Here is a 25,046-nt window from a genome sequence, read left to right as displayed (position 1 = left end):
TTTCTCCTCGGATGTCGTCGTGGGTGTCGTGTGGAAGGGGTCGTCAGCCGAAGAGGAGGGCGGCTTCGTGGTAGCGGTCCTCCGGAACGGTGTTGAGGGAGTGGACCGCCTCCGCGATGGATCGGGTGACGATCCGGGTGCCCTCGAGCGCGACCATCGAGCCCCACTGCTGATCGTGGACGGCGTTCACGGCGGCCATTCCAAGGCGGGTGGCGAGGACTCGGTCGTAGGCGGTGGGGACGCCGCCGCGCTGCATGTGCCCGAGGACGGTGGAGCGGGACTCGATCCCGGTCCTCTTCTCGATCTCGGGGGCGAGGAGCTCGGCGATGCCTCCGAGGCGCGGCCGGTCGAAGGCGTCGAGTCCCTTGTGGGAGTGCGCTGCCGGCATCCCCTGCAGGCGGAAGCCTTCTGCGACGACGATGACGGCGGCGCGTCCTCGGTTGGTGACCTGGCGGACGTAGTCGGTGATCTCGTCGAGGGTGCGGGGCTGCTCGGGGATGAGGATCGCGTGAGCGCCGGAGGCCATTCCGGAGTGCAGTGCGATCCAGCCGACGTGGCGTCCCATGACCTCGACGACCATGCACCGCCCGTGGGAGTCGGCCGTGGTGCGGATGCGGTCGATGGCCTCGGTGGCGATGTGCACGGCCGTGTCGAACCCGAAGGAGTAGTCGGTCGCCGCGATGTCGTTGTCGATGGTCTTGGGGACGCCGACGATGTGGATGCCGTCGTCGGAGAGACGACGGGCCGCTGTCAGTGTTCCTTCGCCGCCGATGGCGATGACCGCGTCGATGCCGCGTCGCTCCATGGTGCGGGCGATGTTCGTCGGGCCGCCCCAGGCGCCGAGGTAGGGGTTGGTGCGGGAGGAGCCGAGGATGGTGCCGCCCTGCTTGCTGAGACCGCGGACCGTCGTGAGGTCGACGGGGAGGAAGTCGTCCTCGACGAGGCCTCGCCAGCCGTCGCGGATGCCGACGAACTCGGTTCCGTGGACGCGGTCACCGGCGAGGACGGCGCCGCGGATGACGGCGTTCAGTCCCGGGCAGTCGCCGCCGGAGGTGAGGATTCCGATCTTCATGTCACGCGTCCCTTTGTGTTCCAGGCATGGAGGTGGGCTCGGCGGAGGTGCACTTCCACCGAGCCCGGTGATGCACGATCAGGCCGAAGCCCTCACGTGCACCAGTTCGTGTGCCGCGGCGATCAGGCCGGGGCTTTCGCGTGCACCAGTTCGCGCGCCGAGGCGGTCACACCGGCGACGTCGTAGCCGTAGTGCGGGTAGATCGTCTCGGGGTAGCCGAGCACGGCGAACTCGTCGGGCACGCCGAGCTTCTTGATCCGCGCGCTGGCACCGCCCTCGGCCACCGCCGCGGCGACCAGGGTGCCGAGGCCGCCGAGGGTGTTGTGATCCTCGACGGTCAGGATCGCTCCGGTCTCGACGGCGGCGCGGACGACCGCGTCGCGGTCCAGCGGCTTGATGGTGTGCATGTCGATGACGCGCACGGAGATCCCCTCCTCCTCGAGAGCGAGGGAGGCCTGCAGTCCGAGCCACACGCCCACGCCGGCGCCGATGATGGTCACATCGGTGCCCTCGCGGACCTGGATCGACTTGCCGATGACGTACTCGTAGTCCTCGCCCTCCGGGTACACGGCCGGCTCGGCGCCGCGGGCGACGCGCATGAAGATCGGTCCCGGGTAGTCCAGCGAGGCCTTGATGAGCTTCACGGCCTGAGCGGCGTCGGCCGGGGCGACGACGGTCATGTTGGGGATCGCGTTCATGATCGCGAAGTCGGCGATCGCGTAGTGCGTCGGTCCTCCTCCGGACGTCGTGCCGCCGTGCGTGGCGATCAGCCGCACGGGCACATCGTTGTAGGCGACGTCGGCGTGGATCTGGTCGACCGCGCGGAGGGAGAGGAACGGTCCGAACGCGTTGGCGAACGGCATCTTCCCCGCGAGGGCGTAGCCGGCGGCGATGCCGACGACGTTCTGCTCGGCGATGCCGACGTCGATGACGCGGTCCGGCCACTTCTTCGCCCCGATGCTGCGGGGGCTGCCCTCGGCGGTGGCGTCGACGTCGAGCATGATGATGCGGTCGTCGGTTTCCATCAGCTCGAGGAGGTACTTCGGGACGAGGTCTCGAGCGCTCTCGAGCTTCACCATGTCGTCGGTGTTGAAGGTGAATCCAGCCATGATCAGTTCCGCGCCTTCCGGGTGCTCTCGATGGAGGCGATCGCCTGCTCCAGGTTCTTGTCGTCGATGCTGCCCAGGTGCCACTTCGGGCTCCCGGACATGAAATCGACGCCGGAACCCTTGACGGTGTGCGAGACGATCACCGTGGGGTTGGCCTTGACGGAGAAGTCGACGGGGGGCAGCGACTGGAAGGCCGCGACGACCTGCTCCATGTCGTTGCCGTCGATCTCGATGACGTCCCACCCGAAGGCCTCGAAGGCCTTCGCGAAGTCGACGACGATGTTCTCGCCGTGGTGGAACATGCCGGTGGCCTTGTTGAAGTCGATGATCAGCACGAGGTTGCTGAGGTGGTGGGATCCGGCGTACATCGCCGCCTCCCAGTTCGAGCCCTCCTCCATCTCGCCGTCGCCGGTCATCACGAAGATCCGCGAGGTGCGCTTGTCGACCCGGTTCGCCAGCGCGAGGCCGGTAGCCAGCGACATGCCGTGACCGAGCGAGCCGGTGGAGGCCTCGATGCCGCGGATGTGCTGCCGGTTCGGGTGCATGCCGAACGGGTGGTCCGGCTTGTTGTACCCGCCGAACAGCTCGTCCCAGTCGTAGAGACCGCTGTCGGCGAGGATGTTGTAGAGCAGGACGCCGTTGTGCCCCTTGCTCAGGATGAACTTGTTCCGGTCGGGGTCGTCGAGGTTCTGCGGGTCGAAGCCGAGGAACTCGTAGTAGAGCGCGACCGCGACATCCGTCGCGGAGAGCGGGCCGCCCAGGTGGACGACTCCGATCAGGTGCGAGGAGAGCACGATCTGCTTGCGGATCGTGATGGCCTTGTCTTCGAGCCGGCGCACGAGCTCCTGGTCGACGGGCGTGCCCGTGACGTCGATGGTGGTCATGGTGCTGTCCTTTCCGGCGCCGCGAGGCGACCGCGATGAGATGAGGGGGAGGGTCACCAGATGGTCGTTCCGCCGTCGACGAGGATGTCGGCGCCGGTGATGTAGGACGCGAGGTCGGTGGCGAGGAACGCCACGATCCCGCCGATCTCGTTCATGTCGCCGAAGCGGCCCATGGGCACGGAGAACGGCTCATGCAGCGCCGCGGCGTTGAACTGCTCGTTGGTCGTGTTCGACGCCGCGAGGAACTCGTCGTGGATGCCCGAGAGCATCACTCCGGGGCTGACAGAGTTCACGCGGATCCCCGCCAGGGCGTAGTCCGCGGCCATCGCCTTGGTCAGGTGGCGGACTCCGGCCTTCGACGTCGAGTAGGCGATGCCGTGGCGACGTCCCTCCGGGGGCCGGTTGACGATCGAGCCCGACATCGAGCAGGTGTTGATGATCGATCCCCGGGTGCCGGCGGCCTTCATGGCGGCAGCGGCGGTGCGGTTGATCAGGAACATACCGTTCAGGTTGACCCTGAGCACACGCTCCCACTCCTCGATCGGCATGTCGGGGCTGTCATTCATGCTGACGATCCCGGCGTTGCTGTGGACGATGTCCAGACCGCCGAGAGTGCGCGTGACGTGGGCGATGGTCTTCTCGACTCCGGCCGAGTCGGACACGTCGCAGGCGACCGCGATCGCGTTCACGCCGTAACGCTCTGCGAGCTGGTCGGCGACCTTCTGCGCCTCCTCGAGGCGGGGGGCGATGTCGATGATCGCGATGTCGGCACCGAGCTCCGCGAAGGCCGCGGCCGTGGTGCGGCCGATGCCTCCCGCGGCGCCCGTGATGAGGGCCTTCTTCCCGGCGAGCGTGAATCCGTTCTTGACGGATCGCAGGTCGGACAGGGGCGTGGCTGACGATGCAGCAGACATGTGTACCTCCTTGGACACGGGTCGAGACGATGGTTCGTCTCGGCGTGTGAGCACTCTACGTACGAGATTAGACACGTGTCAAGTGACGAGACGTTCGTAGATTCCCTGGCAAAACCGTCCGCCGCTGAAACAGCTTGCTCCGAAGGGCTGAGCGCATCGAAGAAGCGCGCGGTGACGCACCGCGCGGATCTTCACGCATGGTGAGACGGGCCGGGCGGGCGCCACTGCGCGGGACATGTGCCGATCTACTCACGCTTTTGACACCCGCAACGACAACCCGATCTCGAAGGCCACGTTAGGCGCCCGTCCAAGAAATTACCATGCATATTGTTATTGACAGTCGTCTATTAACTGCTCTACCGTCAACCACCCCAGCAATGCCGCTGACGACGACTTCATGAGAGTCGCCCTCGCCGCGGTCGACAGGCTCGTCGCAGTCGCGGCAGCCGACACCGGAGAGCTCGCTCGTGCACCCCTCGGTGGTGAGCTCCATCCGACACGACCCGCGCCGCCTCGAGACGTCGCACCTGCGCAGCCATCGACGCTCTCCCGACATCTCCGCGCGCCGTCCCGACCTGCGATCCGGCGAGGCGGGGTGACGCGCTCCCTCTCGTGGTCGGCGCACCCTCCGGCAGCACCAGCAGACGACTCGCCCTCGAGTCGATGCCTCTTCAACGTAGAAAGGCACCACATGTCCGTGACCGCATCCGCATCCGCCGTCGACGACCTCCGCACCGTCCGCGCCTCGTTCTGGCGCAAAGCCGGCTACGCGACCGGCGACTTCGCCTACAACTTCTCCTGGTACATCGTCAGCGCACTGCTGCTCGTCTTCTACACCGACGTGTTCCTGATCCCCGCCGCCGTCGTCAGCGTCTTCGTTTTGCTGATCCGGCTCACCGACGCCGTCGTCGATCCGATCGTCGGCAGCATGGCCGACAGGACCCGCAGCCGCTGGGGCCGGTACCGCCCGTGGATCCTCTTCGCCCCGATCGTCATGGCCCTGGCGATGACGCTGACGTTCTGGGCTCACCCCGACTGGTCCGAGCCGGCGAAGATCCTCTACGCGGTAATCACCTTCGCCATCGCCGCCATCGCCTCCACCGCCGTCAACATGCCCTACGGCGCCCTCGGCGCGGTCGTCTCCCAGAACACCGACGACCGCCTCAGGTTCGCCAGCTACCGCATGGTCGCGGCGAGCCTGGGCTCCACGATCATCGGCTTCATCATCTTCCCGATGCTCAGCTTCTTCTCCGGCCCCTCCGGCGACTCCGCACGCGGCTACGCGATCACGGTGCCCATCATCGGCGGCGTGACGGTCGTCCTGTTCCTGATCAGCTTCTTCTCGACCAAGGAGGTCGTGCAGCCCGTCGAGACGGCGCAACCGAAGATGCGGCAGCTGTGGAAGTCCGTCGGCGGCAACCGGCCGCTGCAGCTGGTGGTCATCGGCTTCTTCCTGCTCGGCTTCATCGGCTACGGGCGGATCGCGATCATGGCCTACTACTTCCAGTACAACATCGGCGACGTCTCGGTCTTCGGCACCTTCAACCTCGTCGCCACCGGCGCGTCCGTCATCGGCGCGATCATCGCACCGCTCCTGCTCAAGCTCTTCCCCAGCGGCAACAAGTCACGCGTCCTCGTGCTGTCCTGCATCATCCAGGCGGTGTTCTTCAGCGCCATGTACGTCGTCGCCTCCGATCTCACCCTCTTCTTCGTCTTCGGCGGACTCGCCGGCATCGGACAGGGCGTCTTCAGCGCGATGATCTTCGGAATGGTCCCCGACACCGTCGAGTACGGCGAGGTGAAGAGCGGTGTGCGGAGCGAGGGCTTCAACTACGCCTTCACCTCCCTCGCACTGAAGTGGGGCGGCGCGGCGGGCCCGGCCGTGCTCGGGATCCTCCTCGCCTCCACCGGCTACCGACCGAACGCGGAACAATCCCCTGAAGTGCTCAACGCGATCACCCTGATGTTGACGCTGGTGCCCGGAATCCTGACACTGCTCATCGCCGTGCCCTTCCTCTTCTACAAGCTCGACCGGACGATGTTCAACGACCTCGTCGACGAACTCCAGCGACGGAAGGAACTCGCGACTGGTGTCGAAGACCCCGACACGCGCGCTCCCGCCCCGACCCTCACCTAGGACGCACAGCACCGAACGAGTCCACCGACTCGACGAACCGGCGACGGAAGGACCTCCTGCTCGGGGTGGAGCCACCGCTCCCCCGCGCCGCGGGAGGTCCTTCCGTCGTTCCGGACCCGTCCGAGCAAAACGCCCGGGTCACCGCCGCCAGGCGTCGGCCAGTTCCCGGTGCCACATCACCGCGAGCGCGTCGAGGATCGCATCGCTGTCGAAGCTCAGCTTCCGCTCGAACATCTCGAACATCGTGTAGCCCAACTGGAACAGCAGAACCAGGAAGCGAGCCCGCACCGCCTCCCGCTCCGCCTCCGGGTGCCGGTCGATGACCGAGTCGAGCAGCGACAAGTTCTCATCGACGATGCGGCGATCCTGATCCGAGAAGACCGAAGAGGAGACGCTGCTGCGCATGCCCAGCGAGTTGGCCGTCTTGTACTTCTTCCACGCGACCGCGAACCGGTCAATCCACGCGCGCACGTCAGCCAGTGCCAAATCCTCTAGCGCGGGGAGCTCGGACAGGACATCCGAATAGGCCTGAATACCCTGGGTGCCGATCTCGACCGACAACTCCGCCTTGCCACCAGTGAAGTACAAGTAGAACGTGGCGCGGCTGATCCCCGCGACCTGAGCGATCTCGTTCACAGTCGCGGCCTGGAACCCACGTCGAGTGAACACCTTGATCCCGGCACGGACGATGTCCTTCCGGGTCGCGTCCTGGCGTCGCTCCCGGAGCGTGGGTACCGTCTCGTTTCCTGACACGCATCCATTATCCAGGCAGCTGCCGACCACGTCGACTCGAAGGACTACTGACGCGCAACGCCACCCCAACGTCCCTGAAGGGTCGCATCCGCTCCGGTCAGGCGTATCCCTCGTCTTTCGACCAGTGAGCTTTACCGGATGGTTCGTGTCGGTGCGCCCACCGAACCAGGGGATGAAGGATGCGGATGAGTTCGTCACCGGATTTCGTGAGCCGGTAGCTGATCTGCACGGGGACGGATGGGACGACCTCACGCGTCGTCCGCCTCCTGGCAAGAAGGCCTAACATCGTCGAATCCCAGCACTCAGCCCACACGGGAACCACGGGGCACAGAAGAGCTGTGCGCCTCACATTGCTGCTGACTGCTCGGTGGTATACCCCGACCGTTCTCTGAAAGACGGCGCGGCGCCATCAACTGGGGGAACGTCGCCACACATGTCGACGCCGAGGCGCGTCGAGGATCAGCGATAGGGGTTTGCGCCGCGCAGCAGGGTCTCGACGACCAGGGAGGCGAGGGCCACGTGGTCCTGCTCTCCGAGTGATCGGTCGGTCTTCTCGATCGCTTGAGCGAGGAGGGCGTAGTAGACCTGCCTGGTCCAGGCGAGGTCGACCGAGGGTTCAATGAGCCCCTCATCGCGGGCCCGCGTGAGCAGTTCGAGAGTGCGCTCGTTGATGTCTGCCCAGATCTCGGTCGCTGCCGTCGAGACGGCCAGCGGATCGCCGAGGGTGAAGCGCCACCTGTCCTTGACCCGGAGGACCGACTCGGAGATGCGATGTAGTGCCACCAGGGCGGGAGCCTCATCCATGTGGGCGTCGCGGATGGCGCTCACGAGTTCCTGTTTAGCCCGGATGGCGAGGGCGTCGACGATCGCCTGTCGGTTTGCGAAGCGGCGGTGCACGGTCGTGCGGGTTAGGCCCGCTCCCGCGGCGATCTGTTCGATGGGAGCGGAGTGGTCCGCGGCCAAGACCCGCTCCGCCGCCTCGAGGATGGCCTGGACGCTGCGCTCGGCGTCGGCTCTCAGCGGTCGCGCCATGGCGAGAACCTCCTCTGGTCGGCGTCGATGCTACTCCAGTGTCGCCACTGCCAAGCAGAAAGACGCCATCGGTGTTGCTGTAGTCGGACTATCTGTTACCGTGTTGTATCAGTTGACGGACTGCCCGACCACGGGATCCGCAGCGCGACAAGCAGGAGACGCATCATGGCAGCACAGGGGCGAGTGGCTCTGGTCACTGGCGCATCGACGGGCATCGGACGAGAGTCGGCGCTCGCACTCGTCGCACAGGGATTCACCGTCGTCGGGACGAGCCGACGGGCGTCTACCGCGCCCAACGTCGCGGGCGTGACATTCCTCGATCTGGACGTCACGAGCGCCGAATCGGTCGACGCGACAGTCGCCTCGCTCCTCGCCGCCCACGGCCGGCTCGACGTCCTCGTGAACAACGCCGGTCTCGGCTCCTCAGGCGCGGCCGAGGAGACCTCCATCGAGCATGTGCAGACCCTGTTCGACACCAACGTGCTGGGAGTCATGCGGGTGACGAACGCCGTCCTGCCGACCATGCGGGCGCAGAAGAGCGGGCGCATCGTCAACATCTCCTCGATCGTCGGACTCATCCCGCAGCCGTACATGGCCGCCTACTCCGCGACCAAGCATGCGATCGAGGGCTACTCGGAGTCTCTCGACCACGAGCTTCGCGAGTTCGGGATCCGCGTCGCCCTGGTCGAGCCAGCGTGGACGAGGACGTCCTTCGCATCGAGCATCCTCCGGAGCCAGCAGCCGCTCCTCGCCTACAGTGCTCAGCGTCAAGTGTTCGAGGAGTACATGGCGGGGGCCGTACGCGACGGCGACGACCCTGCAGTCGTGGCGAAGGCGGTCGTCGCCGCCGCGACCGACACGACTCCGGGGCTCCGGTACGCCGGCAGCCGGCGCACGGCGACCGTGTCCGCACTCCGCAGATTCGTCCCCGCGCGGATGTTCGACAAGCAGGTGCGCACGCTCAACAAGCTGCCCGCCTGAGCTCTGCGGTTCGACGAACGACGCCGACTCGTGATCCGCGCTCCGACGCGACGCCGGGCGAGGGGATGGACGTCGGCGTGTGACGGGTCCACTAGATGTAGTTTCCCGTGAGGTTGTGGACGCGTTCTGCGGGGGTTGATCCGCCGATGCCGGTATGGGGACGGTGGTGATTGTAGTGATGGAGCCAAGCGGCGTAGGTGGCGGATCGGGCGTCGTCGGAGTCGTAGGTGGTGGCGTAGGCCCACTCGGCGGCGAGGGTGCGGTTGAAGCGCTCGACCTTGCCGTTGGTCTGGGGCCGGTAGGAGCGGGTGAAGCGGTGGCGGATCGTGCCGAGCTCGGCGTTGAAGGCGTGAGATCGATAGGCGGGGCCGTTGTCGGTCATGACTTGCTCGATGGTGATGCCGGCATCGGCGAAGAACGTGGTCGCGCGGCGCCAGAACTCGATCACGGTGTCGGTTCGTTCGTCGGCGCGGATCTCGGAGAACGCCAGCCTTAAGTGGTCATCGACCACGTGGTGCAGATAGCGGAAGCCGCGGGAGACGACCGCTCCGGCTCGTTTGGCACGGGTTCTGCTGACGTGAGAGCTGCGGTCCTGCGCTGATCCTCGGCCGTGTGCTCTCCACCCGCCGCCCTCGGGGATTCGACCGAGTTTCTAGATATCCATGTGCACCAGCTCGCCCGCCCGGGCCTTCTCGTAACGCACGGGAACGGGTCGTCGCACTGGCAGTCCGGTGGCGCGGTCCAGGTGCACGAGCAGCGGCATTCGGAAGCAGGTGAGCACCCTACCGACCGTTGATCGAGGAACTCCAAGATGGAACGAGATCCTTTGCGGACCTCAACCAAGCGTGAAACGCAGACCGATGATGCGCCGCTCGAGGCGAGTCGCAAGCCGGTTTGGGCTGGTCAGAGGCCGGGACGACCTGTCGGTCATCGGCAGACCGGATCGGTATCTTTCCGCCCACTTCGCGGCGGTCGCCGGTGAGCACTGGAACCTCTCCGCCGCCCGGCGCACCGGCCAGCCGTCGATAACGATCAGCCGAGCCAGACGTTCCCTGCCAGCAGGCGTGACGGGGGCATTAGCGTGAGTCACGAAGACCTCCGGTGACGATGCATGTGTGGTAACCCACATCGTCCCGGAGGTCTTCTTCTACGTCACCCGTTCACAACGTCCCGAGGAACTACAGCTAGCGCAGCTCTTCGGCCGTGGCACCCTCGAATCCGAAGAAGGCCAGGTACGCCGGGACCATCTCGTACAGCATGTCGGCGCCGACCTGGATTGTGCAGCCTCTCTCGAGCGCTGCCGCCAGGAACGGAGTCAGTGCAGTCGTGTTGACCGCGTCCGCCACGTAGGTCCCACTGTCGACGCCGTCGAGATCGACGGGCAGCGGGTCGCCCGCCCGCAGCCCCAGCGAGGTCGCGTTCACGATCAGTTCGTACCCGCGGGGGTCCCGCGATCCGAGGCCGGTCGCCACCTCCGGGTAGTAGTGGCGGAGACGCTGGGCGAGAGCCTCCGCCGAGGCGCTGCTGCGATTTACGAGTCCGATCTCGCCGACCCGGGCCCCCGCCAGAGACGCGGCGATGGCCGATCCCACTCCGCCCGTGCCGATGATCATCACGCGCGTGCCGTGGGGGACGAACCCTTTCTTGACGAGTGCGCGGACGAAACCGGCACCGTCGAACTGGTCGGCCAGGAGCGAGCCGTCCTCCCGCCTGACGACGGCGTTGGTCGCACCGGCGATCGCGGCGGCAGGGCTGACCTCGTCGACGAGATCCATGGTCGTGACCTTGTGAGGCATGGTGACGAGCGCCCCACGGAGATTGGTCAGGGTGAACAGCGATCGGAACAGGTCCGGATAGCCCACCGCCTTGGCCGACATCGGAATGACGGCCGCATCGAATCCGTTCCTCTCGAACCAGGGATTGCAGATCGAGGGCGAGGTGAAGGTGTCCGTGGGGTAGCCCAGATGAGCGATGAGCGTCGTCCTCCCGCTGATCATCGGAGCTGCACCGTCAGCTGCCCATCCCCAGGTGCGCGCCTCCCGCCACATCGAGGCTGACGCCCGTGATGTAGCGGTTCACCGGATCGGTGAGGAACAGGGCAGCGCTCGCGACCTCGTCGGGCCGGGCGAAACGCTTCATAGGCAGCTGCGCGGCGCGGACTGCTCGGGCCTTCACAGCTGAGTCGACCTCACTCCCGGAGGCGTCCGCGAGCTGCGCCCACATGTTCGTCTCGACCGGACCCGGAGTGATCGCGTTGACCGAGATCCCCGACGGGCCGAGGATCTGCGCCATCGACCACATGATGTGCAGGACCGCGATCTTGCTCGCATTGTAGGGCAGATAGGTTGTCCGGCCCTCCTTCGCGGCGACGGAGGAGAAAAGGAGGATCGTCCCCTTCGTCCCGGTGTCGAGCATCGCCTGCGCGCTCTCGCGAACGATGGTGAAGGTGCCGGTGGCGTTGATCGTGAGGACCCGTTCGAACTCGGCGGTGCTGGTGCGCATCGGGTCGGGGGTTTCGCCGAGCACCCCGGCCGCGTGGACGAGGGCGTCGAGCCGGCCGTGCCGCTCGACTATCGAGCGCACGACCGCGGCGGTCGCCGCCTCGTCCGTCACGTCGAGCGAGTGGTACTCGTCCGTCTCGTCGGAGGCGTTCTCGCCGCGGTCGGCGCCGATCACGGTCGCCCCCGATCGCGCGAACGCCGCCACCATCGCGGCACCGATGCCGCCGTTCGACCCGGTGATCAGGACGATCTGCTCAGATGCGGTCGGCACGACGTCGTCATTTCTTAGCATGGCTGGCCCACTCTCGTCCTTCTTGCTCTTCCGTCGGGAGCCCGGCCGCCGTGAGGATGCGGTCGAGCAGCAGCTGCGTCTTGGCGGCGTCCGCTCCGGAGGTGAGGGGCTGCTCGCGGTCGCGGACACGGTCGAGGAAGTGGTGCACTGCGCCGGCGAACCCGAAGGTCTGCGTCGCGGTCGCCCAGCCGAAGGCCTCCGGCGACATCTCCCGCACGGTCGTCTCACCGTCGCGGGTCAGGGCGATCCGATCGGGCGCGGTGACGGCCGCGGTGACGCCGCCGCCGTAGGCGTCGAGCTTCTCGCTCCAGGCGCCGGCCGTGCGGGCGGCCATCAGCACGCCGGTGTTCCCGTTGTCGAAGCGGATGAGGGCGCTCACGCCGTCCTCCTGCCAGAGGTCGTCACCCGCGGCGTGCGCGGTGACCTCCACCGGCTCTCCCCCGCAGTACCAGCGGAGCAGATCGACCATGTGGATCGCGTTCTCGAACGTCGCCCGATACTCGGAGCCGGCACGGTTCTTCTGCGCGATGCAGAAGGTCGCCCCGCTCTCGGCGAACGCGCGACGCCCGGCCTCGTAGACGGGGGCGAAGCGCCGGTTGAAGCCGACCATCAGGATCCGCCTCTCGGCCTCGGCCAGGCGGGCGAGCATCTCGGCGTCGGCCGCGCTCGTCGCGAGCGGCTTCTCGCAGAAGACGTCCACCCCCGCCTCGAGCGCGAGACGCGTCGCCTCGACGTGCTCGGAGCGCGGAGTGAGGACGAAGAGCGCATCGAGCTCCTCTGCCTCGAGCGCCGCTTCCACAGTGGGGTACGCGGCGAGGAAACCCCAGCGGCGCAACAGGGCGCTCGGATCGCTCTTGCGGGTGATCAGCGCGGTGAGCTCGATGTCGTCGCGGCCGACCAGGGTGGGGAGCTGCGCGATGCTCGCGATGTTGCCGGCGCCGACGACTCCGACGCGGAGCACGCCGCTCACGAGGTCACCGCGTTCCGCGCGAGGATGTCGCGGACCGCGCGGGCGCCGTCGGCGAATCCGACGGCCGGCTCGGGGAGGTCCTGCGGGTGCCAGCGGTACTCGTACTCGAGGGTGAGGACGTCGTCGTAGCCTCGGCGGATCAGCTCGCCGAGGATCTCGGGCCACGGCACGACGCCGTCGCCGACGACGCGGGAGGAGACCGCGCGCTCCTCGGCCTTGACCCGGGCGGTGTCGCTGGCGCGGAAGCGGGCGTTCGGGTCCTTGAAGACGAGGTCCTTCACGTGCACGTGGCTGATCAGTTCGCCCTGGATCGCGAAGGCCTCGTGCCAGTCCTCGTCGTGGGTGAAGGTCAGGTTCGCCTGGTCGTAGAGGACCCGGACCGAGGGCGAGCCGATGTCGCGGACGAGGCGGGCGGTGTCGGCGGCGGTCTGGGTCATCGTGCCGAAGTGGTTCTCGACGCAGAGGACGACGCCGGCGTCGGCGGCGTAGCCGGAGAGGACTCCGAGCGCGGTGCGCAGTTGACCCCAGTGGGCCGAGTGGTTCGCATTGCCGGGCTGCCAGGATCCCGCGTAGACGCGGACGCGCGCCGCGCCGAGCTCCTGCGCGGCGTCGATGCAGCCGCGGAACTCGTCGACGCCCTTCCGCCAGTCGGTCGTGTCGGTGCTGTTGATGGAGGTCGTGTACGGGGTGAGCGCGACGATCGGCACGCCCTCCCCCGACGCTGCGGCGGCCGCGTTCTGCACGGCTCGGCTGCCGGTGGGGTCGATCGCGGCGGGATAGTCCGCCTGATAGATGACCTCCGCGGCGTCGAGTCCGGCCGTCCGGAAGAGGCGGAGGGCGTCGGGAAGGGTCTGCCCGGGGGTTCCGAGGGTGTGTCCGGCGATGATCATGGGGAGGTGGTCCTTTCTGCAGGGCGGTTCCAGTCCGCCGGTCCGACCAGGTCCGGTGCGTTGCGCACCCGGGAGCGGTCGACGAGTTCCATGTGGAGACCCCAGGGGGTCCGGAAGTAGGTCCAGCGGTTGCCGGCGACGGACGGGCTGTCGCCGCCCACCTCCTTGCGTCCGCCGAGGATCTCGACGCCGGCGATCCCGCGGAGGTGCTCGACGGCGGCGTCGACGTCGTCGACGACGAGGCACAGGTGGTGGGCACCGCGGTCGCTGAGCCGCGGGTGCTCCGACCTCTGGTCGGCGGTGCTCCACTGGAAGAGCTCGATGTTGAGGTTCGGGGGCAGCCGCAGCATGGAGAGCTCGAGCGCCGCGTCCTCCGGGACGCCGAAGTGCAGGGGCATGAAGGCGGCGTCCGGTCCTCGCTGAGAGCGGTACAGCTCCTGCGCCCCGAGGACCTCGACGAAGAAGGCGACGGCCTCCTCCAGGTCCGGCACCGCGAAGGCGGCGTGGTCCACGTGGCTGATGCCGGGCATCAGGCGCGCGCTCATCGGACCGGTCCGGTCGACGCGCGCACGAGCAGCTCGGGCTGGAGGACGACGTGGTCGACGTGGCCGTTCGCGGCCGCCTGCTCCGCGAGGGTGATCGCGAGACGGCCCATCACCGCGATGGGCTGCTGCACCGAGGTGAGGGGCGGGGTGCTGTGCGCACCGAGCGGCAGTCCGTCGAAGCCGACGACGGAGACGTCGCCGGGCACGGAGATCCCGCGCGAGCCGAGGGCGCTGATGAGGCCGAGCGCGACCATGTCGTTCGCGGCGATAACGGCCGTCGGCCGGTCCGGCATCGTGGCGAGCCGGGTGCCGGCGTGCTGGCCGGCGTCCGCGCCCACTCCCTCGTCGAACTCGAGGGGGTCGACGCCGTGTTGCGTCGTCAGGCGGCGGTAGGCGTTCCGGCGGTCGGCGGCGGTGTGGGTGCCGATGATGCCGGAGACGTACACGATGCGCCGGTGGCCCAGGGCGAGGAGGTGGTCGAAGGCGAGCTCGATGCCCTTCGCGCTATCGACGGTGACGGTCGAGATCGCATCGTCGGTGTCGATGCGGTCGATGACGACGAGGCGGCTGCCGAAGCCGAACGGCGCGAGCTCCGCCGGATCGATCCGGGTGGAGGGGGCGATCACGCCGAAGGGCGCGTACATCGCCTGCATCGCCTGGAGGTAGCGGCCGGTCGCGCCGGCGTCGTTCTCGGTCACGCAGAGCACGAGCTGGTAGCCGCGCTCGACCGCCGCGGCGGTCATCGTCTTGGCCAGCTCGGCGAAGAACGGGTTGGTGATGTCGGGGACGATGAGCGGGACGAGCGTGCTCGTCTTCGTGCGCAGCGCCTGGGCCAGCGGACTCATCGAGTAGCCCATCGACGCGGCGATCTCGAGGATGTGCTCCCGCGTCTGGCGCTTGACCGCCTCGGGACGGGAGAACGCCCGCGACACGGTCGACTTGTGCACGCCCGCCGCCGCGGCGACCGCCTCGATGCTCGGAATGGTCATCGTTCTTCCCCTCGTCGTGCGTGGGCGTACGCCGCCCAGACGATCTCCATCGTCGCCTCCAGGTCGCGGATTCCGGGGAGCCCCGTCCAGCCGTCCTCGAGTCCGTCGGCGACGGCGTCGACGAAGACCGCGTAGAGCGGGTCGCTGTCGACGTCGAAGCGAGCGGTCTCGGTGACCCCTTCCGTCGAGGTGAAGGAGGCCGTGCCGTCCGAGCCGATGGACGCCGTGCCGGCGGTCCCGGTGCGGAGGTACGAGCAGTGCCGCTTGAGCGGCGAGTCGGGGAAGGCGTAGCCCGTCTCGATCGTCGCGATCCGCCCGTCGGGCGTGGTCAGGGTGAGGGATGCGAAGTCCTCGATCGGCCGCCCGTGCAGGGCGGAGGAGAGCGAAGCGGTCACGGCCGCGCTGCTCGCTCCCGCGGACTGGAGGAAGAGGTCGATGAAGTGGGGGGCCAGGTTGAGCAGGCAGCCGCCGCCGGCGCGGGCGGGCTCGACCATCCACGGGCTGCCGTTCGCGAGGTACCGCTCCGGCGGGCCGGCGATGAAGCGGGTGCTCTCGTAGACGGCCTGCCCGGCGCGTTCCAGCCACCGGTCGACCGGTCCACCGCGCTGCACGAGCGGCACGGCGGTCGGCACTCCGGCCGCCTCTGCGGCGGTCCGGATCTCGACCAGCTCGGCCAGGGAGATCCCGGCCGGCTTCTCGACGACGAAGGGGATCGTCCGGGCGATGAGGGCGAGGCACGCCTCCCGCATCTCGTCGTGGGGGAGGAAGACGTAGGCGAGCTCCGCGTCGGGATGCGCCGCGACCACCTCACGCCACGACTCGGACACCGGCGCGTCCCACAGCTCCGCCAGTCCCGCGACGGCGGTCGGGGTCGCGTCGCTGATCCCGACGACGTCGTGGCGCGCCGCTATGCGCTCTGCGAGCAGGGGCACGTGCCAGTGCGAGGGTCCGAGGACCAGGGTCTTCACGCGCGTCATGCGGCTGCACTCTCCTTCAGGATCCGGTCCGCGAGATCGGTTGCACGCAGCGCCTGCCGATAGCCGACCACAGGACGCTCGCCCCTCGCGAATCGGAGTGCGGTGCCGGCCTGTTCGAGGAAGAGGTCGGTCTCCGGGAAGTGCCGGGTCGTCTCGGAGCCGAGGCGGTCCCACTCGTGCAGGGTCCAGTTCGACCAGAGACGGCGCCCCTCGTGGGCGACGACGTCGATCTCCAGTGACCAGTCGCTGAGGTTGAGGCCGGCGCTGTGGTTCCAGGGGTTCCAGTACGTCTCGAGCCGGAACAGCGGCCCGTCCGCGAATGACATCGTCGCGGCGGCGTAGTCGGGGGCCGCCGTGCCGTGTAGTCCCGAGCTCGCGTGCGAGGCGTGCACGGTCGCGTCCCCGGGGAAGAGCGAGGCGACGAACTCGATCGCGTGGATCCCGTTGACGACGGCGACCCCGCCCTCGCCCGGCTCGGTGCGCCAGGAGTCGAGGGTGAGCTTCCGTGCTGCGGAGCGGACGCCGATGCTGATCACCGTCGACGACGACACCCAGTCGGCGAGCAGTCGTGCCACCGGGTGGTGGTGCAGCGTGTAGCCGACCATGAGGGCCTCGTCGACGGCGTCCGCCGTGCCGAGCACCGCCGCGTTCTCCCGGGAGGAGCCGAGCGGCTTCTCCACAAGGACGCGCAGCCCGCGGCCGAGCAGCTCGGCCGCCACGGCCGGCTGGGCCGCCGTCGGCAGCGAGACGACCACCAGGTCGACGTCGTCCGCGCCGATCGCCGCCGCGGAGGCGAGCACTGTCGCTCCCACCTCGCGGGCGAGGTCCGCCGTGCGCGGGCTGGGGTCCACGAGCGCGACGACATCGGCACCGAGCTGATGGAACGCGCGGACGTGGCGGCTGCCCGCCCATCCCGCCGCGCCGACCACGGCGACGCGCACCGCGCCGGTCATCCCTTGACCCCGCCGGACGTGAGGCCGGCGATGAACCAGCGCTGGAAGGCGGTGAAGACGATCAGGACGGGGAGGAAGGCGACGACGACGAAGGCGGAGAACAGGCCCCAGAAGTTGCCGAATCCGGTCGTGATGTAGCGGACGATGCCGTTCTGGACCGTTTTCATGTCCTCCGTCGTCGCGAGGACGGTCCCGACGAGGAAGTCGTTCCAGACGAAGACGAAGATGAAGATCGCGATGGCGGCGATGCCGGGGCGGATCAGAGGGAGCACGATCCGGATCAGGATCTGCAGGCGCGAGCAGCCGTCGATCGCTGCCGCCTCCTCGATCTCGACCGGGATGTTCTCGATGAAGTTGCGCAGGAACAGGATCGTCTGCCCGCAGATGATGGCCGTGTAGACGACGATCAGCATCGGGTAGGTGTTGATCAGGGCCGACTTCACGAACATCGAGTACAGCGCGATGAACACGACGATCGCGGGCACCATCGACATCACCAGGATCCCCGTCATCAGGGTCTCCATCCGCCGGCTGCGGAATCGGGTGGCGACGTATGCGGCCGGGATGCAGATCACCAGCGCCAGCACGATGGAGCCGCCCGCGTAGACGAGGGAGTTCACGAAGAAGCGGATGTTCGTCGAGGTGAAGAGCCCGGTGTAGGCGGCGAGCGAGAACGGATCGGGGATCCAGATCGGTGGGAACTGGATCGTGTCGGCCTCGACCTTGAGCGAGGTGGAGAGGATCCAGACCACCGGCGGGAGCACGATGATCGCGGAGACGAGTATGTAGACCCACGAGGGGATCGCCTTGAGCACGTCGCCCTTCTTGCGGCGGCTGCGGGCGGTTGCGGTGGTCACAGGCTTTCCTTCCGTCGGAACCGGATCGCGACGAGCGTGAGCACCACGTTGATGGCGAAGAGGAGAATCGCGGTCGCGGACGCTCCCGAGAGGTCGAAGACGTTGAAGGTCTGGTTGTAGACCCGCATCGACAGGGTCTCGGTCGCCGCCAGCGGTCCGCCGCGGGTGGTGACGAGGATGATCGTGACCATCTGCACGTAGAGCATCAGCAGCACGACGGTCACCGAGACGATCGTGTTCCGCAGATAGGGCAGGGTCACGCTGATGAAGCCGCGCCAGACTCCGCCGCCGTCGACCCGCAGGCTCTCGCGCAGCTCCTCTGGGATCGTCTGCAGCGCGCCGAGGAACAGGAGCATCGCCTGGGGGTAGGACCACCAGGCGGTGATCAGCGTGACCGCGACGAGCGCACTGGTCGGCGAGGAGAACACGTCCGTCGGGCCGAAGCCGAGGGAGGTGGTGATGGCGGAGGCCGGGCCGAAGTTGGGGTTGAGGAACCACAGCCAGATCGTGCCCGCGGTGGCCTGCGACATCAGCCACGGCAGCAGGAACAGAGCGCGGACGGTCCGCTTGAAGGTGCGGATGTTGTTGAGCACGATGGCCGACAGCAGGCCGGCCGGCAGCGCGATGACCAGCGCGCCGAGCGAGAACGCGAGGGTGGCGCCGATCTGGCCGGGGAGGGTCGGGTCGGAGAAGAGCTTCGTGAAGGAGTTGAGCCCCGAGAACTCGCCGATGGCGTAGTAGTTGGTCTCGTGCAGCGCGGTCCACGCCGTGTAGAAGAGGGGGCCGACGAACACGAAGAGGAAGACGAGGCTGACCGGGAGGACGTAGAGCCAGACGCGTCGATCCGCTCGCGGGCGGTTGATCGGCACGTCGACGGCGGCCTCGGGCGTCTGCGGGTCGAGGACCCGCGAGGCACTGGTTGTAGACATGATGGTCCGCTCCCCGGAGGGCCCGATCGCTCGGGCCCTCCGGATGGTTGGCGAGGTTACTGGTTCGCCGCGTCCTGCGCGGCCTGGATGAACTCGGAGCCGGAGGAGCCGTTCAGCACCAGCTCCTGCCCGGAGCGGGACAGACCGGTCGCGAGGGCGACCCAGTTGTCGGAGTAGGAGTGCGGTTCGCTGTTGCTCTCGACGTAGTCGGCGATCGACTTCACGGTGTCGGCCTCGGGGGTCGAGAAGTAGTCCTCGTCGTAGGTGGCCTGCCGCGTCGGGACCTCGCCGCCCGTCGCCATCACGGCTCCGGCCTCGGGGCCGGTCATGTACTCGATGAACTTCCACGCGGCGTCGACGTGGTCGCTGCCGGAGCCGATGCCGAGGGTCCAGCCGAGGGTCGCTCCGGTGGAGTCCCCCGTCGAGGCGGCGGGGAGCTCAGTCCACTTGATGTCGGGGTTGGTCGCGGCGTAGGAGACGATCCGCTCGGTGCCGAGGATCGCCATGGCGGAGGTGCTGTTCGCGAGTCCGTCGGTGACCGTGCCGTAGCTGTCCGAGACGACGCTGGTGCCCAGCGCGCCGGCGTCCCGCAGGTCGGCCAGGAACTGGCCGAACTCCTCGCCCTTCTTCGTCGCGAAGTCGGCCTCGCCGTCCTCCGTGAACTCCTCCTGGCCGACCTGGCTCATGAAGCAGTCGAAGAACGTGCCGATGATCGCGGAGTTGTCGGTGTCGGAGAAGCCCGTGCCGAAGCCGGTGTAGCCGGCCGCGGCGGCCTTGCCCGCGACGTCGACGACCTCGTCGTAGGTGGTCGGCACGGTCGCGCCGATCTCGTCGAGGATCTTCTGGTTGTAGTAGAGCGCGCAGGTGCGGTATTCGTACGGCACGGCGACCTGCTTGCCGTCGGGGCCGGCGAAGACGTCGACCGGACGCAGCCAGTCCGTGACCTCGGCCGCCGCGTCGGGAAGCGGCGAGTAGGCGCCCGCCGCCGCCATCTGGGGCACGACGGGGGTGAACATCTTGAACACGTCGGGCGCCTGACCTGCCGCAGCGGCCTGCGGGAGCCGGTTCAGCATGTCCGAGAGCGAGACCACCGACAGGTCGACCGTGATGTTCGGGTTTGCGGCCTCGAAGCCGGCGATGTTCGTCTTGAGGGCGTTGGCTCGGGGGTTGTCCTGGCTCGGGTCGAGGAAGTCCCAGTACGTGAGCGTCACGGGGCCGTCGGGAGCAGCGCTCTCCGACGGGGTCGAGCATCCGGCCAGCATCAGGCTCGCGGCGGCGAGCCCGGCAAGGGCGAAGCTCCATCGCTTCTTGGTCATGTCTCTCCAATGAGATCGGTTGCTGCGATCGGTTGCAGCGATCGATTGCAAGATAGACCGCTCGGCGAGCAGGAGTCAATGCTCGATGTGGATTCGGTTCGGAACGCGGCGGGTGCCGCGCGTCAGCTCCGGATCGATCCCGTGACGAGGGTCGCGCCGGAGGACTCGGCGTCCCGGCGCTGCTCGGCACCGAGCGCGTCGTCCGTGATGATGGCGTCGAAGCCGTCGAGGGTGCTCACGACGTAGGGCTCGACGGCGCCGAACTTGCTCGCGTCGACGAGCAGGAAGCTGCGCTTCGCGCGCTCGATCGCCGAGCGCTTCACCGCGGCGTAGCCGAGGTCGCCCGTCGTCGCGCCCGAGGTCGCGTCCCACGCGCTCGCGCTGACGAAGACCGCGTCGAACACGAAGTTCTCCAGGACGGCCGGGAGCAGCTCTCCCCCGGTGGACAGCGTCGCGCCGTCCACTCGACCCGCGGCGATCACCACGGACGCGTCGGGCGCCGCGCCGGCGAGCGCAATCGCACTGACCAGATCGTTGGTCACCACCGTGATGCCGACGACGAGGGCCAGGTGCTCGACCAGGGCCGCGCAGGTCGTGCCGGAGTCGAGGAACACGACGTCGCCGGGAGCCACCAGGGCGGCCGCGGCGCGAGCGATCTGCACCTTGGCCTCGACGTGCACCCCCGAGCGCTCCCGGCGATCCGTCGGCGGCACGCGTCCCGTGACCAGCTGCGCCCCGCCGTGCACGAGACGGACGACGCCGACCGCCTGCAGCTCCACCAGATCCCGCCGGACCGTGACGAGGGAGACGCCGAGCTCCTCGGCCAGCTCGATCGAGCGCACCGAGCCGCGCTCCTGGACCCGGGTCCGGATGCGGTCCCGCCGCTCGGCCGCCAGCAGCGGAAGTGCGTCTGTCATTTCTGATGCTTTCTGTCGCTTCTTGGGATAACGTCGGCCGCATGCTTCAGAAACTGCGAACCCTGCACCACATCATCGATGACGGAACGCTCGTCATCGTCCGGCTCGACGACGCCGCCGAGGCCTTCGCGGCGTCCGAGGCCGCCATCGCCGGCGGCATCCGCGCCATCGAGATCACTCTCTCGACGCCGGGGGCGCTCCGCGTCATCGAGCGGCTCGTCGAGGCCCACGGCTCGACCGTCTCGGTGGGCGCGGGCACCGTGCTCGACGCGCAGAGCGCCTACGCCTCGATCTCAGCCGGGGCGTCCTTCCTCGTCAGCCCCCACCTCAGCCGCGAGATGATCCGCACGGCGAACCGCTACCAGGTGCCGACGATGAGCGGCGCCTACTCCCCGACCGAGATCCTCGAGTCGGTCGAGGCCGGCGCCGACATCGTCAAGCTGTTCCCGGCGGAGATCGGCCCCGACTACGCCAAGGCCGTGCTCGCCCCGCTCTCCCACGTCTCGCTCATGCCCGCGGGAGGCGTCAGCGCGGGGAACGCCCGCGCCTGGTTCGAGGCCGGGGTCGTCGCGGTCGGCGTCGGCAGCACCATCACCAAGGCGGCACGACCCGACGGCGACTACTCCAAGGTGACGGCGGCGGCGGAGTCCTTCCTCTCGGCCGTCCGCGACGCGCGAGCCTGAGATGCCGTTCGCCCTGGTCGTCGTCGGCTCCGCCGGATCCGGCAAGTCGACGGTCGCGCGCGAGCTGGCGCGACGCTGCACGGCCGCCTACCTCGACAAGGACGCCCTGGCCGGCCCGCTCGTCGAGGCCGCCCTCGCCGGTGGCGGTCACTCCCCCGACGGACGCGAGAACAGCGCCTTCTACCTCGAGCACGTGATGCCCGCCGAGTACGCGGCGCTCTTCGCCGTGGCGGCCGACAACCTCCGCCTCGGTCTCTCCGTCGTCCTCGACGCCCCCTTCGCGGCCTACCTCGACCAGCCCGGGTTCCTCGAGGAGGCCGCCCGGACGGCCGACTGGCCCTCCGTCACGACGACGGTGCTGCGGGTCGTCACCTCCGAGGCCGAGACCCGCCGCCGCCTCGAGTCCCGCGGCCTCGATCGGGATCTCGTGAAGCTCGCGGAGTGGGACGCCTTCTGGACCCGATGGGGCCGCTCGCCCCTCGCCTGGACCGGGGCCGACGTCCTCGAGCTGGACAACAGCGCGACCGCCGACCTCGAGCCCGTCGTCGCGCGCCTCCTCGCCGGACCCGCCGGCACGCCGGATCCGGCGGCGCTTGACAGTGCTCCGCTCGACGTGTGACCCTGCTGTAACAGCGTTACAAATGCAGCCGCGATGTCCTCCGCCGGCATCGGAGGCGCCGGCGGGATCCGCGCGACGAGAGCGAAGCAGCCCTCGTCGGCACGATCCGGTCGACCCCGCTGCCGCCGCCGCACTCCCCGGCACCGCCCCGCTCCCCGGCACCGCTCCCGCTCCCGCTCGCCGCGACGATCACGACGATCCCGGGCGCAGAACCACGAGGACACTTCCCATGATCATCAACACCTTCTCCTACCTCTGGTCGGCCACGGCGATCGACGCGATCGCCGAACTGGCCGACAACGGGTACTCGACGTTCGAAGTCCCGGTCAGCTCCCCGCACCTCTGGCCGGACGACATGTCCGGCGCCGAACGCGCCGACGGCCTCGCGCGACTCGAGAGGTACGGAGCGTCGATCCGCTCGCTCAACGCCGGCGGCTACGACCTCAACCTGGCCAGCCCCGGCGCCAGCGCGCGCCGCAAGAGCATCGAGCACATCGGCACGGTGATCGACTTGGCCGCCGAGTGGAACGTGCCCGAGATCGTGATCTCCCCCGGCACCCGGCGGCCGATGATCTCCCCCTCGCTCGATCGGGTGCACGGCTGGCTCGCCGAGAGTCTCGAGACGCTCGTGCCGATGGCCGCGAAGTCCGGGACTCGGCTCCTCTTCGAGAACACCCCTTACTGCTTCACCCCCTCGATCGAGGAGCTGGTCGCCGTCATCGACGCCGTCGGCGACGACTCGCTCAAGATCGTCTACGACGTCGCCAACGCGGCCTACTTCGGCGAGGATCCGGTGGCGGCGCTGCTGGCGCACCACGGGTCGATCGGCCTCGTGCACATCTCGGACACGGGGACGGACGTCTGGGGTCACGACCCGATCGGCACCGGCGTCATCGACTGGCGCGCGCTGGGCGCCGCCGTCGAGGCGACGATTGGCGTCGACAACGTGGTCCTCGAGGTCATCCGCGAGGAGAACACCCTGTACGAATTCGACAAGGCGCTGCAGGACCTCCGGTCCGAGGGCTGGAAGCTGGAGAACGCACGATGAGAGCACTGATCAGCGGCGGCAGCAGCGGCATCGGCGCCGCCACCTCCGTGAGACTCGCCGAGGCCGCCCTCGCCCGTGGCGAGCAGGCGATGATCGCGGTCGCCGGACACCAGTCGACCGCCCAGCAGGCCGAGGTGGTGCGCGCGATCGAGGAGATTGGCGGCAGCGCTCTCGCCCTGGTCGGCGACATCGGCGATCCCGAGGTGCCGGCCCGACTCGTCGGCGAGGCGGTGACCGCGTTCGGCGGGCTCGACGCCCTCGTCGCGAACGCCGGCGTCGCCAAGCCCGGCGCCCTCACGGACGTCTCGCTCGAGGACTGGGACCGCATGTTCGCGGTGAACCTCCGCGGCGCGTGGCTCCTCGCGAAGGCGGGCTACCCGCACCTGAAGGAGAGCGGCGGCGCCGCGGTCTTCACCTCCTCGATGTCCGGGCAGATCCCGCACGCAGGATCCGGCCCCTACAGCCCGAGCAAGGCGGCCCTGACTCTCCTCGCGCAGACCCTCGCGCTGGAGTGGGCTCCCGACGGCATCCGCGTGAACGTGGTGTCCCCCGGCATGCACCGCACGGGGATGACCGAGCGGATGTACGTCGACCCCGAGATCAAGAAGGCGCGGGAGGCGATCATCCCGCTGGGGCGGATCGGGGATCCTGTCGATTGCGCGAATGTGATCGAGTTCCTCGTCGGGCCGCTCTCGAGTTATGTGACGGGGCAGGACATCTGCGTCGACGGGGGCTTCTCGAAGTCGATCCTGAGCCACATCCCCGGTCGGCCGAGCTCCAAGGTCTGACCTGCGATCCACACGAGACGACCCGCGCCGCGATCCGGCGTCGAGAAGGGAGAACCATGGCTCTGGCCGATGACGTGGCTCACGGCATGCGCGTCCTGGAGATGCTCGCGCCCGAGCCCGAGGGACTCCGGGTGACCCAGGTCGCCGAGGCGCTCGGCCTCAACAAGGCGATTGCGCACCGACTGCTCGGCGCGCTGGTGACGGCGGGCTACGCCGCCCAGGATCCGCGGACGTCGACCTACTACGCCACCCACCGTCTCGGCGCACTCGGTCTCCGTCAGCTGTCGTCCTCCGGGGTGAGCACGTGGGCGCAGCGCACCCTCGACGCTCTCGCCGCGGAGTCCGAGGAGCTCGTCCGCCTCGCGGTGGTCTCCGAGGACTCCCTGCAGTGGATCGCCAAGGCACAGGGATCGAACTCCTCCCTGCGTCTCGACCCCGTGATGGGCAAGGACGCTGTTCCCTACGCCACGGCGTCGGGGAAGGCCTGGCTGTCGACGCTGCCCGAGGAGCACGTGCGCGAGATCCTCGACCAGCACGGGCTCGTCCCGCTGACCTCCCGCACCGTGCTCGAGCCCGAGAAGGTCCTCGACGAGCTCCACGAGGTCCGCCACCGCGGCTACGCGACGACGCTCGAGGAGATGGACCTGGGCATCCACGCCGTCGCCGCTCCGGTCCTGGGCGCCGGCTCGCACGCACCGGCGACCGGCACGATCAGCATCGCCGGCCCCTCGGTCCGCATGACCCGCGCCCGCATGGCGGAACTCTCCCGGCCCCTCCTCCTGGCCGCGGCCGAGATCACCGCCAGCTGGCCCACCTACGCCTACCTCGCCGGCGAAGAGGACCTCTCCGCGTGAGAGCCGCCCGCTCCGCCCGCCCCACTCCGGGCCGCA

26 protein-coding genes and 1 pseudogene are annotated in these 25,046 nt (G+C 68.6%); 7 read left to right on the top strand and 20 right to left on the bottom strand.

The annotated features are described in order from the left end of the window. Window positions 1–43: 43 nt before the first annotated feature. The 4 genes from HQQ86_RS20705 to HQQ86_RS20690 form a co-directional block, all read right to left on the bottom strand. A complete protein-coding gene (locus HQQ86_RS20705; protein WP_173290700.1) occupies window positions 44–1,072 on the bottom strand; it encodes a 6-phosphofructokinase in 1,029 nt (342 codons plus the stop codon). 122 nt (window positions 1,073–1,194) lie between these two features. Then, window positions 1,195–2,181, bottom strand: a complete 987-nt coding sequence (locus HQQ86_RS20700; RefSeq protein ID WP_173290698.1) for a transketolase family protein — start codon at window positions 2,179–2,181, stop codon at window positions 1,195–1,197. Window positions 2,182–2,183: 2 nt separating this feature from the next. Beyond that, complete coding sequence (locus HQQ86_RS20695; RefSeq protein ID WP_173290696.1) at window positions 2,184–3,065, bottom strand: transketolase; 882 nt, start codon at window positions 3,063–3,065, stop codon at window positions 2,184–2,186. Window positions 3,066–3,118: 53 nt separating this feature from the next. After that, window positions 3,119–3,979 (bottom strand): SDR family NAD(P)-dependent oxidoreductase, encoded by an 861-nt coding sequence (locus HQQ86_RS20690; RefSeq protein WP_173290694.1) that lies wholly within the window; start codon window positions 3,977–3,979, stop codon window positions 3,119–3,121. A gap of 697 nt (window positions 3,980–4,676) precedes the next feature. On the opposite strand from HQQ86_RS20690, the gene HQQ86_RS20685 reads away from it, so the two are divergent. Beyond that, a complete protein-coding gene (locus tag HQQ86_RS20685) occupies window positions 4,677–6,116 on the top strand; it encodes an MFS transporter (protein WP_173290692.1) in 1,440 nt (479 codons plus the stop codon). A 138-nt stretch (window positions 6,117–6,254) separates the two neighbouring features. Here the strand turns inward: HQQ86_RS20685 and HQQ86_RS20680 are convergent, their stop codons facing one another. From HQQ86_RS20680 to HQQ86_RS20670, 3 genes are all read right to left on the bottom strand, one after another. Continuing rightward, complete coding sequence (locus tag HQQ86_RS20680; RefSeq protein ID WP_173290691.1) at window positions 6,255–6,869, bottom strand: TetR/AcrR family transcriptional regulator; 615 nt, start codon at window positions 6,867–6,869, stop codon at window positions 6,255–6,257. Between the two features lie 97 nt (window positions 6,870–6,966). Beyond that, complete coding sequence (locus tag HQQ86_RS20675) at window positions 6,967–7,155, bottom strand: helix-turn-helix domain-containing protein (RefSeq protein WP_173290772.1); 189 nt, start codon at window positions 7,153–7,155, stop codon at window positions 6,967–6,969. 173 nt (window positions 7,156–7,328) lie between these two features. After that, window positions 7,329–7,901 (bottom strand): TetR/AcrR family transcriptional regulator, encoded by a 573-nt coding sequence (locus HQQ86_RS20670; RefSeq protein ID WP_173290689.1) that lies wholly within the window; start codon window positions 7,899–7,901, stop codon window positions 7,329–7,331. Between the two features lie 165 nt (window positions 7,902–8,066). Between HQQ86_RS20670 and HQQ86_RS20665 the strand changes: the two genes are divergently transcribed. Further along, complete coding sequence (locus HQQ86_RS20665) at window positions 8,067–8,882, top strand: oxidoreductase (RefSeq protein ID WP_173290687.1); 816 nt, start codon at window positions 8,067–8,069, stop codon at window positions 8,880–8,882. Window positions 8,883–8,973: 91 nt separating this feature from the next. Here the strand turns inward: HQQ86_RS20665 and HQQ86_RS20660 are convergent. The 13 genes and pseudogenes from HQQ86_RS20660 to HQQ86_RS20600 form a co-directional block, all read right to left on the bottom strand. Next, window positions 8,974–9,972: pseudogene (locus HQQ86_RS20660) on the bottom strand (IS481 family transposase). A 94-nt stretch (window positions 9,973–10,066) separates the two neighbouring features. Then, a complete protein-coding gene (locus HQQ86_RS20655; RefSeq protein WP_173290685.1) occupies window positions 10,067–10,879 on the bottom strand; it encodes a shikimate dehydrogenase in 813 nt (270 codons plus the stop codon). Window positions 10,880–10,892: 13 nt separating this feature from the next. Then, window positions 10,893–11,654 carry an SDR family NAD(P)-dependent oxidoreductase gene (locus tag HQQ86_RS20650; RefSeq protein WP_367948756.1) on the bottom strand — a complete coding sequence of 254 codons (762 nt, stop codon included), beginning with the start codon at window positions 11,652–11,654 and terminating at the stop codon, window positions 10,893–10,895. Window positions 11,655–11,661: 7 nt separating this feature from the next. Further along, on the bottom strand, window positions 11,662–12,645 hold the full coding sequence (locus HQQ86_RS20645) for a Gfo/Idh/MocA family protein (RefSeq protein ID WP_173290680.1): 984 nt from the start codon (window positions 12,643–12,645) through the stop codon (window positions 11,662–11,664). Then, window positions 12,642–13,535 (bottom strand): sugar phosphate isomerase/epimerase, encoded by an 894-nt coding sequence (locus HQQ86_RS20640; RefSeq protein ID WP_173290678.1) that lies wholly within the window; start codon window positions 13,533–13,535, stop codon window positions 12,642–12,644. The genes HQQ86_RS20645 and HQQ86_RS20640 overlap by 4 nt, the downstream gene beginning before the upstream one ends. After that, window positions 13,532–14,080 (bottom strand): VOC family protein, encoded by a 549-nt coding sequence (locus HQQ86_RS20635; protein ID WP_173290676.1) that lies wholly within the window; start codon window positions 14,078–14,080, stop codon window positions 13,532–13,534. The genes HQQ86_RS20640 and HQQ86_RS20635 overlap by 4 nt, the downstream gene beginning before the upstream one ends. Next, window positions 14,077–15,069, bottom strand: coding sequence for a LacI family DNA-binding transcriptional regulator (locus HQQ86_RS20630; RefSeq protein WP_173290674.1), 993 nt, complete (start codon window positions 15,067–15,069; stop codon window positions 14,077–14,079). The genes HQQ86_RS20635 and HQQ86_RS20630 overlap by 4 nt, the downstream gene beginning before the upstream one ends. Next, window positions 15,066–16,046 carry a Gfo/Idh/MocA family protein gene (locus HQQ86_RS20625; RefSeq protein ID WP_173290672.1) on the bottom strand — a complete coding sequence of 327 codons (981 nt, stop codon included), beginning with the start codon at window positions 16,044–16,046 and terminating at the stop codon, window positions 15,066–15,068. Before HQQ86_RS20625 ends, HQQ86_RS20630 begins: the two co-directional genes overlap by 4 nt. Continuing rightward, a complete protein-coding gene (locus HQQ86_RS20620; RefSeq protein WP_173290670.1) occupies window positions 16,043–16,999 on the bottom strand; it encodes a Gfo/Idh/MocA family protein in 957 nt (318 codons plus the stop codon). Before HQQ86_RS20620 ends, HQQ86_RS20625 begins: the two co-directional genes overlap by 4 nt. Further along, window positions 16,996–17,856: a carbohydrate ABC transporter permease gene (locus tag HQQ86_RS21595; RefSeq protein ID WP_173290668.1), complete on the bottom strand. Its 861-nt coding sequence runs from the start codon at window positions 17,854–17,856 to the stop codon at window positions 16,996–16,998. Before HQQ86_RS21595 ends, HQQ86_RS20620 begins: the two co-directional genes overlap by 4 nt. After that, the gene (locus HQQ86_RS20610) at window positions 17,853–18,785 is read right to left on the bottom strand and encodes a carbohydrate ABC transporter permease (RefSeq protein WP_173290667.1); all 933 of its coding nucleotides are present in this window, start codon (window positions 18,783–18,785) and stop codon (window positions 17,853–17,855) included. Before HQQ86_RS20610 ends, HQQ86_RS21595 begins: the two co-directional genes overlap by 4 nt. Before the next feature lie 56 nt (window positions 18,786–18,841). Next, window positions 18,842–20,101 (bottom strand): ABC transporter substrate-binding protein, encoded by a 1,260-nt coding sequence (locus tag HQQ86_RS20605; protein WP_173290665.1) that lies wholly within the window; start codon window positions 20,099–20,101, stop codon window positions 18,842–18,844. 122 nt (window positions 20,102–20,223) lie between these two features. Beyond that, window positions 20,224–21,018 carry a DeoR/GlpR family DNA-binding transcription regulator gene (locus HQQ86_RS20600; protein WP_173290663.1) on the bottom strand — a complete coding sequence of 265 codons (795 nt, stop codon included), beginning with the start codon at window positions 21,016–21,018 and terminating at the stop codon, window positions 20,224–20,226. A gap of 41 nt (window positions 21,019–21,059) precedes the next feature. Here HQQ86_RS20600 and HQQ86_RS20595 point away from each other — a divergent pair, with 41 nt between their 5' ends. The 5 genes from HQQ86_RS20595 to HQQ86_RS20575 all read left to right on the top strand — a co-directional run bounded on the left by HQQ86_RS20595 (window position 21,060) and on the right by HQQ86_RS20575 (window position 25,010). Beyond that, window positions 21,060–21,701: a bifunctional 4-hydroxy-2-oxoglutarate aldolase/2-dehydro-3-deoxy-phosphogluconate aldolase gene (locus HQQ86_RS20595; protein WP_173290661.1), complete on the top strand. Its 642-nt coding sequence runs from the start codon at window positions 21,060–21,062 to the stop codon at window positions 21,699–21,701. A gap of 1 nt (window position 21,702) precedes the next feature. Beyond that, window positions 21,703–22,320 (top strand): AAA family ATPase, encoded by a 618-nt coding sequence (locus HQQ86_RS20590; protein ID WP_173290659.1) that lies wholly within the window; start codon window positions 21,703–21,705, stop codon window positions 22,318–22,320. A gap of 229 nt (window positions 22,321–22,549) precedes the next feature. Beyond that, entirely contained in the window at window positions 22,550–23,368 is an 819-nt protein-coding gene (locus HQQ86_RS20585) for a sugar phosphate isomerase/epimerase (RefSeq protein WP_173290657.1), read from the top strand. Beyond that, window positions 23,365–24,156 (top strand): SDR family NAD(P)-dependent oxidoreductase, encoded by a 792-nt coding sequence (locus tag HQQ86_RS20580; RefSeq protein WP_173290655.1) that lies wholly within the window; start codon window positions 23,365–23,367, stop codon window positions 24,154–24,156. The genes HQQ86_RS20585 and HQQ86_RS20580 overlap by 4 nt, the downstream gene beginning before the upstream one ends. A 56-nt stretch (window positions 24,157–24,212) precedes the next feature. Beyond that, window positions 24,213–25,010, top strand: a complete 798-nt coding sequence (locus HQQ86_RS20575) for an IclR family transcriptional regulator (RefSeq protein ID WP_173290653.1) — start codon at window positions 24,213–24,215, stop codon at window positions 25,008–25,010. Window positions 25,011–25,046 lie beyond the last annotated feature (36 nt).

Origin of the sequence: Rathayibacter sp. VKM Ac-2857 (genome assembly GCF_013205025.1) — a bacterium.
In the GTDB taxonomy this organism is placed as follows: domain Bacteria; phylum Actinomycetota; class Actinomycetes; order Actinomycetales; family Microbacteriaceae; genus Rathayibacter.
Note: the sequence above shows the minus strand (reverse complement) of the source record. Positions and strands in the feature narration are given on the sequence as shown.